12 protein-coding genes are annotated in these 9,957 nt (G+C 41.0%); 6 read left to right on the top strand and 6 right to left on the bottom strand.

Annotation, left to right across the window (positions count from 1 at the left end; all coding sequences use genetic code 11):
- The coding region (locus ACJHV0_RS04310; protein WP_483133472.1) for an MFS transporter at positions 1-1,196 on the top strand (1,196 nt) is incomplete at its 5' end.
- 168 nt (positions 1,197-1,364) lie between these two features.
- A complete protein-coding gene (gene thrS / locus ACJHV0_RS04305) occupies positions 1,365-3,302 on the top strand; it encodes a threonine--tRNA ligase (protein ID WP_025236474.1) in 1,938 nt (645 codons plus the stop codon).
- Between the two features lie 53 nt (positions 3,303-3,355).
- Here the strand turns inward: thrS and ACJHV0_RS04300 are convergent, their stop codons facing one another.
- From ACJHV0_RS04300 to exbB, 3 genes are read right to left on the bottom strand one after another with little or no spacing between them, the layout of a single operon-like run.
- Positions 3,356-4,228, bottom strand: coding sequence for a TonB family protein (locus ACJHV0_RS04300; protein WP_483133471.1), 873 nt, complete (start codon positions 4,226-4,228; stop codon positions 3,356-3,358).
- Positions 4,229-4,241: 13 nt separating this feature from the next.
- Entirely contained in the window at positions 4,242-4,679 is a 438-nt protein-coding gene (exbD, locus tag ACJHV0_RS04295) for a TonB system transport protein ExbD (protein ID WP_483133470.1), read from the bottom strand.
- 36 nt (positions 4,680-4,715) lie between these two features.
- The gene (exbB, locus tag ACJHV0_RS04290; protein WP_334234611.1) at positions 4,716-5,171 is read right to left on the bottom strand and encodes a TonB-system energizer ExbB; all 456 of its coding nucleotides are present in this window, start codon (positions 5,169-5,171) and stop codon (positions 4,716-4,718) included.
- Between the two features lie 146 nt (positions 5,172-5,317).
- Here exbB and glpE point away from each other — a divergent pair, with 146 nt between their 5' ends.
- Positions 5,318-5,647 (top strand): thiosulfate sulfurtransferase GlpE, encoded by a 330-nt coding sequence (gene glpE, locus ACJHV0_RS04285; RefSeq protein WP_025236470.1) that lies wholly within the window; start codon positions 5,318-5,320, stop codon positions 5,645-5,647.
- A 43-nt stretch (positions 5,648-5,690) separates the two neighbouring features.
- On the top strand, positions 5,691-6,536 hold the full coding sequence (locus ACJHV0_RS04280) for a co-chaperone YbbN (protein WP_283386240.1): 846 nt from the start codon (positions 5,691-5,693) through the stop codon (positions 6,534-6,536).
- Between the two features lie 51 nt (positions 6,537-6,587).
- Here the strand turns inward: ACJHV0_RS04280 and dhaM are convergent, their stop codons facing one another.
- The 3 genes from dhaM to dhaK are packed head-to-tail and all read right to left on the bottom strand — an operon-like array spanning position 6,588 to position 8,721.
- Complete coding sequence (gene dhaM / locus ACJHV0_RS04275) at positions 6,588-6,995, bottom strand: dihydroxyacetone kinase phosphoryl donor subunit DhaM (protein WP_334235875.1); 408 nt, start codon at positions 6,993-6,995, stop codon at positions 6,588-6,590.
- A gap of 9 nt (positions 6,996-7,004) precedes the next feature.
- The gene (gene dhaL / locus ACJHV0_RS04270; protein ID WP_334235876.1) at positions 7,005-7,631 is read right to left on the bottom strand and encodes a dihydroxyacetone kinase subunit DhaL; all 627 of its coding nucleotides are present in this window, start codon (positions 7,629-7,631) and stop codon (positions 7,005-7,007) included.
- Between the two features lie 19 nt (positions 7,632-7,650).
- Positions 7,651-8,721 carry a dihydroxyacetone kinase subunit DhaK gene (dhaK, locus tag ACJHV0_RS04265; protein WP_483133469.1) on the bottom strand — a complete coding sequence of 357 codons (1,071 nt, stop codon included), beginning with the start codon at positions 8,719-8,721 and terminating at the stop codon, positions 7,651-7,653.
- A 167-nt stretch (positions 8,722-8,888) separates the two neighbouring features.
- Here dhaK and trxB point away from each other — a divergent pair, with 167 nt between their 5' ends.
- Both trxB and ACJHV0_RS04255 read left to right on the top strand, forming a co-directional pair.
- Positions 8,889-9,842 (top strand): thioredoxin-disulfide reductase, encoded by a 954-nt coding sequence (gene trxB, locus ACJHV0_RS04260; protein WP_025236465.1) that lies wholly within the window; start codon positions 8,889-8,891, stop codon positions 9,840-9,842.
- 9 nt (positions 9,843-9,851) lie between these two features.
- Positions 9,852-9,957: cytidylyltransferase domain-containing protein (locus ACJHV0_RS04255; protein WP_483133473.1), on the top strand; the 106-nt coding region annotated here is incomplete at its 3' end.

Here is a 9,957-nt window from a genome sequence, read left to right as displayed (position 1 = left end):
CTCACCGTATTGTTTCGAGTGTCGGGCATATCCGCTCATTTAGTGTATTTTGTGCCATTTTTGCGATTGCTGCCCTTAGTCATATGATGGTGGATAATTTATGGATCTGGGGTGTGTTACGCATCATTTTGGGCTTCTGTCATTATAGTTTGTTGCTTTTAGTGGAAAGTTGGTTAAGCGAAAAAACGAATGTTGATACCAGAGGCAAAGTGCTTGCTACTTATAATATTATTTTCTACCTAGCCTTTATTTTAGGGGTGAGTTTATTAAGTTTAGAACTTAGCAGTCGAAACATTTTTACCTTATCGACCATTTTAGTAGTGATGTCGATGATCCCCATCGCTTTAACTAAAATGGTTCAGCCTGATATTCCAGCTCGTGAACGTATTAGCATTCCTAAACTATTTTCGATTTCGCCATTAGCCTTAGCTACCAGTTTTATTAGTGGAATGTTGGTCAATGGCTTTTTCACAATGGTGTCGGTATTTCTGCTGAAATTTAGCTTTTCACTAAGCGAAATTTCGCTTTATTTGATGATCTCGATGATTGGCGGTTTTATCAGCCAAATGCCGATGGCGATGTTATCGAATCGCATTGGCAGACGTAACGCCATTTTAGCCTGTGCAGTGGTCGGTACTCTTACTGCACTTATTGGGCTATTTGCAATTTTTCAAGAAAATTTGACCGCTTGGATACAATACATCATTGCCTTTTTATTTGGCTGTAGCCTATTTAGTTTATATGCGTTGAGTATCGCCCGAGCTAACGATGAATTGCCGAATAATATGAACACCGTTGAAGTTAGCAGAGGCTTGCTATTTTGCTATGGTTTAGGGGCATTGGTTGCTCCACCGCTTATCGGTTTTGCGATGAGCCTGTCTGCTGAGTACGGTTTTTATGCACTCTTTGGTCTGTTTTCACTTATTTTATTCATTTGTGCTGTCAGAACTAAACCTGTTCCGAAAGCGGAGCGTGCAGAGATGCAATACGCCACACCTATTGCTACCGCAAGCCCGATTGAAGAAATTGAATTAGTTGAGGAAGAACTTATTCCATTTGATGAAGAGGTAGTGCAAGAATACCAAGCTCAGCTTGAAACATTTGAAGAAGAGCAGCAAACAGAAAACGAAAATATTGAGCCGGATGAAGAAAAATCTCAGGATAGTCTAACGAATAGCGAAAACAGTAAGGTTTAATTTTTCTTTGTTTTGTGCTAGAATTATTGTGCTTTTATTCCCCATTTGTAAGGGAAATAATAAGCAAATTGCAAAATTTTAATCAAAAAAGACCGCTTGTAAGCGGTTTTTTCATTCTCAAACTCAACAAGTAATCTCTCGTATGGATTACCACTGTAAGGATTTATTATGCCAATTATTACTTTACCGGACGGTTCACAACGTTCATTTGACAACCCGGTTTCCGTAATGGAAGTTGCCCAATCAATCGGTGCAGGTTTAGCGAAAGCAACCATTGCCGGTCGTGTAAACGGCGAACGCCGTGATGCGTGCGACATTATCAGCCAAGACAGCACTCTTGAAATCATTACCGCAAAAGATGAAGATGGTTTAGAGATCATTCGCCACTCAACGGCTCACTTATTAGGGCACGCAATCAAACAATTATTCCCCGATGTGAAAATGGCTATCGGTCCGACCATCGAAAACGGTTTCTACTATGATGTGGATTTAGACCGTTCTTTAACTCAAGAAGATTTAGATGCAATTGAAAAACGTATGTTGGAATTAGCGAAAACCAACTACGATGTGGTAAAACGCCCGGTAACGTGGCAAGAAGCCCGTGATACTTTTGAAAAACGTGGCGAGCCGTACAAAATGGCAATCTTAGATGAAAACATCGAACGTACCGCAACCCCTGCGTTATATCATCACGAAGAATATATTGATATGTGTCGTGGTCCACACGTACCAAATATGCGTTTCTGCCAACACTTCAAACTGCAAAAAGTAGCAGGAGCTTACTGGCGTGGTGATAGCAAAAACAAAATGTTGCAACGTATTTACGGCACGGCTTGGGCAGATAAAAAACAGTTGAGTGAATATTTAACTCGTTTAGAAGAAGCGGCAAAACGCGACCATCGCCGTATTGGTAAAGCATTAGATTTATATCATATGCAAGAAGAAGCACCGGGTATGGTGTTCTGGCACAATGATGGTTGGACGATTTTCCGTGAATTAGAAACTTTCGTGCGTACCAAATTAAAAGAGTACGATTACCAAGAAGTAAAAGGTCCATTTATGATGGACAGAGTGCTTTGGGAGAAAACAGGGCACTGGCAAAACTACGCGGATTTAATGTTCACCACGCAATCTGAAAACCGTGAATATGCGATTAAGCCGATGAACTGCCCGGGGCACGTTCAAATCTTTAATCAAGGTTTGAAATCTTACCGTGATTTACCAATTCGTATGGCAGAGTTTGGTTCTTGCCACCGTAATGAGCCATCCGGTTCTTTACACGGTTTAATGCGTGTACGTGGTTTTACCCAAGATGATGCCCATATTTTCTGTACTGAAGAACAAATTGAGTCTGAAGTAACAAGCTGTATCAAAATGGTGTACGATATTTACAGCACATTTGGTTTTACTAACATTGCAGTTAAACTTTCAACCCGTCCGGAAAATCGTATCGGTGATGATGCAATGTGGGACAGAGCGGAAGAAGGCTTAGCAAACGCACTTCGCAACAATGGTTTAGAGTATCAAATCCAAGAAGGCGAAGGTGCATTCTACGGTCCGAAAATTGAGTTTGCACTTCGTGATTGCTTAGGTCGTGAATGGCAATGTGGTACAGTGCAATTAGATTTCGCCCTACCGGGTCGCTTAGAAGCTTCTTATGTGGCGGAAGATAATGGTCGCCGTACACCCGTGATGATTCACCGTGCAATTCTTGGCTCTATTGAGCGTTTCATCGGTATTATTACCGAAGAATACGCAGGTTTCTTCCCAACTTGGTTAGCCCCTGTGCAAGCAGTGGTAATGAATATTACCGACAGCCAAGCAGATTATGTGCAACAAGTAGTGAAAACCTTAAGCGATGCAGGGATTCGTGTGAAAGCTGATCTTCGTAATGAAAAAGTTGGTTTCAAAGTGCGTGAACACACCTTACGCCGTGTGCCTTATATGCTTGTTTGCGGTGATAAAGAGATCGCTGAAGGCAAAGTATCAGTGCGTACTCGCAAAGGTGCAGACTTAGGCACTTACCTCGTTTCAGACTTAGTGGACATTCTGAAAAACCAAATTAAAGCTCGAGAGTTGGCTTTACTAGGCGAAACACAAGACTAATTATAGTTTTAAAGATGAACACCCTCAAAAGCGATTGCTTCTGAGGGTGTTTTTTATTCAAGAGAGAATCTAATTGGTACGGTAACTGAAGGTGGGAAACCTGCCGGTGGCGGTGGCATACTCACTGCCTGTGCACTTTTTACCGCTGCATTATCCAAATTACTGTTACCCGATGAATTTACTACAGAAACATTTGAAATTGCACCAGATGAGGTAATGGTAAATTTAATGGTTACCGTGCCTGTTTTCCGCATCATCTTTTCACGCTGAGGGTATGAATTATTTGCCTTGCGTTGTAACGCACGCTGTAATGCGGTTTTATAGGCTGAAAGTTCGCTTGCATTGCCCCCTGTTACGTTACTCCCTGTCGTAGAGGTTGAATTCAATGAGCCACCTTTTTGTCCGCCTACAACGCCTGAAACCATTTTTTCGCCTTGTACAGCATTTGGAGTGGCTTTTGCAACAATACCTTGTTTTACCTCAGGACCACGCTCTAATGCTTTGATCGGTTTTTGCTGAGGCTTTTCTGGCTCTTTTGGCTTCTCTTTACGTTTTTCTTCTTTTGGTTTTTCTTTTTTCTCTTTTGGACGTTCTTTACGTTTTTCTTCCTTTGGCTTTTCCTTTTTCGGTTCTTCTTTTTTCGGTTTTAGCGTTGGATCAGGAATAGCTTCAGGTTCAGGTTTTGGCTCGGGTTGAGGCTCTGGTTCGGGTGTTGGAGCAGCTTCCTTTACTTCTTCAATAGGATCAGGTGAAACTGCCACCTGTGGTTGCTCTAATAAAGCAGCAACCATTTCCATTGAAAGCGAATTTTGCTCTGCCGCTTTTTCGATTTTTTGCTCATTAAGTAAAGCAAAACTACCACCAATCAATGCACCGTGAATGGCTAGTGAGGCAATTAATCCGATTCGAGAATGGTGTTTTTTCATCTCTCTTATCCTATTAAGGCGTTATTGGTGCTTGATTAGGCGAGGCTGGCGTATTAGTAGCTGGTGTAGCAACGGTTTCTTTTTTAGTAATAATTGCCACATTTTTGATCTCATTTGCAGATAAAACATCAGTTAATTCCACAAATTTTTCAAAAGCAACTGCACCATCGACTTTAAGCGAAACTTTTTGGCTTTTATCCCAAGTTGAAACCTCTGCCACAAGCTGCTCTTTTGTGATAGGTTTATCATTAAAGAAAAATTCATTGTTTTCAGTAATGGTTAAAAGTTTCGCAAGTTCATCTGCTTGCATTGGCTGTGTTGTTGTCGCTTTTGGTACATTCACTTGAATTTTACCTTGTGAGATAAAAGAGGCTGTAACTAACACGATAGCCAACAATACCAACATAATATCAATAAATGGGATGATGTTGATTTCATCAAATTTTTTCATCTTTATGCCTTCTTAATTTGCAAAAAATAGAGGAAATTAGACCGCTTGATGATTTTTAGCCTGTAGAGCTAACCATTTCAACTTGTTTTCTTCTACTTTACGACCAAAACCGTTATAGAACACCATTGCAATAATCGCTACTAAAATACCTGCGGCAGTTGCTTTTAATGCTAAGGAAAGATTTACCATAATAGCGGCAGCATCAATATCGCCACCTGATTGTCCTAAGTTGTAGAAGGTGAGAAGAATACCAATAACTGTGCCTAATAGCCCGATATAAGGTGCATTTGAGCCAATAGTAGAAAGGGTAGTTAGGTTGTGGGTTAAGTCGATTTCTAATTCTTCCAAAGTGCTATATTTGGAAATATCCACTTTTGAATAGAACATAATACGTTCAATTGCTTTCCACACGCAAATAACGCTTAATAAGCCTAGTAAGCCTAAAATAACGAAGTCTGTATAACGTTCTAAAAAATGAAAAAGTTGATTCATATAAAACCTCAAATAAAAAATGGATAAATCTTGCATTTGAAAATAGTTCGCAATTATATAAGACAAACATCAATTTTTCAACTTGAAATAATCGCCGATACCTTCGCTATTTTGTGGTATAGTTTCGCCATTTTTGAGGATAAATTATGACTGATATTACATTTAAAGAAATTACTCCCCAGCAAGCGTGGGAGATGATTGAAAACGACGGTGCGGTACTTGCCGATGTGCGTGATGCTCGCCGCTATGTTTATAGCCACCCACAAGATGCTTTTCATTTAACTAACCAAAGCTACGGCAAATTTTTAGATGAAGTTGATTATGATGATCCTGTTGTTGTCATTTGTTATCACGGGGTGAGTAGCCAAAGTACCGCTCAATTTTTGATTGAGCAGGGATTTGAAAACGTTTACAGCGTAAAAGGTGGTTTTGAAGCGTGGGAAAGAAACGGGCTACCTATTGAAACCTCTTATTAATTCTACAATATAAAATGTAATTTCTAGCTTAAAGAAGGTTTTTATGGACTATTTGGTAAATGTAAACGAACAAAATTTTAGTGAAGTGTGGAGTGCCGCCGGGCAAATGCCTACAGTGTTCCATTTTATTTCTCCCCGTGAGGTTGCCTCGCTAGAAATGGATGCCTTACTCCGCCGTATTGCGGATGAAAATCCACAGCAATTTTTGTTGGCAACGATTAACTGCGATGAACAGCAGACATTAGCCGCACAGTTTCGCATTCAACAAATTCCAACGCTTTATCTCTTCTCGAACGGTCAGCCGATTGATGCTATTCAAGGTGCGGTAAGTGAGCAAGAGTTGCGAATTCGGCTTGCCAACATTCTGCCGAAAGAGGAAGATCTTAAATTTCACCAAGCCTTAGAGCTTCTACAAGATCAACGTTACGATGAAGCATTGCCTCTATTAAAAGCAGCTTGGGAAATGACGGACAAGAAAAACAGCGATTTTGCTTTGCTCTATGCTGAAACTTATATCGCAATGAAAAATGTTGAACCAGCTCGCGAAATCTTAAAAGCGATTCCAATTCAAGACAGAGACAGCCGCTGGCACGGTTTGCAGGCTCAAATCGAGTTATTAGAGCAGGCGAGTGAATCCCCCGAGTTGCAACAGTTGCAAGCTGATTATGCTCAAAGCAAAACACCTGAAATTGCGATTAAACTGGCTAATCAATTACACCAAGCTCACAAAAATGAAGAAGCTTTAACGCTCTTATTTGATTGGTTGAAGTCAGATTTGAATGTATCAAACGGCGAGCTGAAAAACCAATTTTTAGCTATATTATCAGCACTTGGAACAGATCCTATTGTGCCTAAATTCAGAAGACAGCTTTATTCTCTGTTGTATTAATGAAATGAAAATGCCGTAATTGATTACGGCATTTTTGTTTGTGAATTTAGATTATTCAGCCTGCTCTTGTTTAAGTTGAGCAGCTTCATTGGCTTCTTTTAAAATTAACTCTAAGCTATCACCGGCTGAGGCTGCTACCACCGCAGCAAAAGCTCCCTCCACTAAAGGTGCGTAGCTGATAACCACTTTTTCGGCAATTTCCGGCTCGAGTAAATCAATGGCGGTTTGGGTACTTAATACTGCACTGCCTAAATCGACAAAAACAATCACACCATCAGGTGTAAAGACCGATTCAATCGCCTGCATAATTTTAACAGCGTCAGTGCCGATCGGATTCTCCGCATCATCAATTCCCCCTGCAACAGCAATCTGACAACCACTTTGAGCCATTTGTGAAAGAATTTCTGCAACTCCTTCAGCCAGTTTTGCACTATGGGAAACAATTACTAAATTAACCATTGTAGCTCCTTATTGCACTGCATCTGCTAAGGCTTTAAAAATGTAATAACTCGATGTTGCTCCCGGATCTTGATGCCCTGCACTTCGTTCTCCCAGATAGCTGGCTCGTCCTTTTTTAGCAATAAGTGGAATCGTTTGATTTGCAAAATATTCTGCTTTTTCGACCGCTTGTAACAAAATTGAGCCAATCGATTGAGAGGTATCCGCTTTTTTTAGCTCTTCCAGCAAAGGCAACCACAGATCGCACATTGTTTTGTCGCCAATTTCTGCTTTCCCTCGTTGCACAATGCCTTCAACCCCTTGATCTAAACAGAGTAGCAGATCTGAAAAGCTGAGAGCTTCTTTTGCATTTGTGCTTTGAGCAGCTTTAATGAAAAATGTACCGTAAAGTGGACCGCTTGCACCGCCAACTTGTGAAAGTAAGGTCATTCCGACCGTCTTTAAAATTGTGCCGATGTCTTTGTCTTCCACCGTTTTAGCTTTTTCAATTGCTTTGCTAAAGCCACGCTGCATATTCAAGCCGTGATCTCCATCACCGATAACGGTATCCAACTCGGTCAAATAATCACGCTTTTCGTCCATTACTTGTTGGCATAATTCAAGCCATTTTAAAATTTGTTGTTTTGATATTTTCATACTTTTCCCTTCAATGTGATTATTCGCCCCAGCGTAATGCAGGTGTATTAACCGGTGCATCCCATAATTGTAGAATATCATCATCGGCTTTGAGTAAGGTGATTGACATTCCTTGCATATCCAGTGAGGTACAATAAGAACCGACAAGGCTACGTTCAATAGTTAAACCAAAAGCGTGGCTCTCTTTTTCAAGGGCATCATAAACTGCGTAAAGTTCTGAAAGCGGCACCGAGCCAAGATTATTCACAAGAGCGATAACACGGTCGCCTTTTTGTAAGGCTTGCTTATTTTCTTCCACTTCATTCCATTGATGATTTTGATTATCCCAATGGCGAATTGTACGAGTGTAATCGCCGTGAGCAATTAAAGTTTCAAACATCTGTTTTACGGTTTTATCTAAATTCTCAAACGGACGGCGTTCAATGCCTGGTTCGCCGTGAATACCCACACCAAACTCCATTTCATTTTCTGCTAAGGTAAACGATGGCTTACCTGCGGCAGGAACGGTGCAAGCACCTAGTGCAATGCCGATTGAATGCCCATTATTATTGAGTTTGTTACCAAGTTGAGCCAGTTCGGTTAAGGAATAGCCTTTATTTGCCGCTGCCCCAAGTAATTTTTCAATTAGCACGGTATTGGCAACTCCTCGGCGACCGGCGGTATAGAGGCTGTCTTTTACTGCCACATCATCATCAACCAATACCGTTGCCACTTGCACACCACTATCTGCCAATAATTCAGTTGCGGTTTCAAAATTTAGCACATCACCAGTGTAGTTTTTGATGATTAACAAAACGCCTTCGCCACGATCTAGTGCTAAACCACATTCAAACATTTGGTCTGGCGTTGGTGAGGTGAAAATTGCTCCCGGGCAAGCCCCATCAAGCATTCCTTTTCCAATAAAACCGGCGTGCATTGGCTCGTGTCCGCTTCCACCGCCTGAAATTAAAGCGACTTTCGGTTGATTACTTGGTGGTGTGCGATAAATATAGACAGGTTCTTTATTTAATATTAAGTCAGAATGTGCTTTTACGAAACCGGAGAGTTGTTCATCTAACACGGTTTCAATTGAATTAATAAGCTTTTTCATAAGTTTTCTCCTTTTAGAAGCGAGTGAAGTTGTTCTAATCTACAGGAAAAATGCTGATATTTCTGTTAAGTTTGTCACAAAATCAAAAAAATGTGAGCGAAAGCGAAAATGGAGTTAAATGTGAATTTAAGATAAAATAGAGGCTAATTTCATTCAGAGGATTGATTATGACAACTAAACACGCAAAACTTTTAATTTTAGGCTCAGGTCCTGCTGGCTATACCGCTGCGGTGTATGCCGCTCGTGCTAACTTAAACCCTGTGTTAGTAACAGGTATGCAACAAGGTGGGCAATTAACCACTACTGATGAAATCGAAAACTGGCCGGGTGAATTTGAGCATACTACCGGCACGGAATTAATGAATAAAATGCTCAAGCACGCCGAAAAATTTGAAACTGAAATTGTGTTTGACCATATCCACAGTGTAGATCTTTCTAAACGCCCATTTACCTTAAAAGGTGATTTAAACACTTTTACTTGTGATGCATTAATTATTGCTACAGGGGCATCGGCAAAATATTTAGGCTTGCCGTCTGAGGAAAAATTCAAAGGCAGAGGTGTTTCCGCTTGTGCAACTTGTGATGGTTTTTTCTATCGCAATAAACCTGTTGCGGTAGTTGGCGGCGGCAATACCGCGGTTGAAGAAGCATTATATTTAGCGAATTTAGTGAGCGAAGTGCATTTGGTTCACCGCCGTGATAGCTTCCGTGCCGAGAAAATTTTATTAGGTCGCCTACAAAAACGTATTGAAGAAGGCAAAATCATTCTGCACACCGACCGCACAGTAGAAGAAGTGTTAGGTGATAATATGGGCGTAACCGGTTTACGTTTAAAATCGACCAAAGAAGAACTGACCGAAGAAATCAAAGTTGATGGTTTCTTCGTAGCAATTGGGCACGCACCGAATACTGGCATTTTTGAAGGGCAGTTAGAGCTTGAAAATGGCTATATCAAAGTGAAATCAGGCTTGGAAGGCAATGCCACAGCTACTTCTGTGGAAGGTGTATTTGCAGCAGGTGATGTGATGGATCACAACTACCGCCAAGCCATTACTTCAGCCGGCACAGGCTGTATGGCAGCCCTTGATGCGGAACGTTTTTTAGATGCTCAAGAAGCATAAGGAACTGTAATGAATTTTACCGTGATTATTCCGGCACGTTATGCCTCTAGCCGCTTGCCTCGCAAGCCGTTATTGGATATTGCCGGCAAACCGATGATCCAACACGTTTGGGAAA

Source organism: Mannheimia sp., from assembly GCF_056854775.1.
The sequence above is the reverse complement of the archived record's forward strand: the minus strand, read 5'-3'. Positions and strand labels throughout refer to the sequence as shown.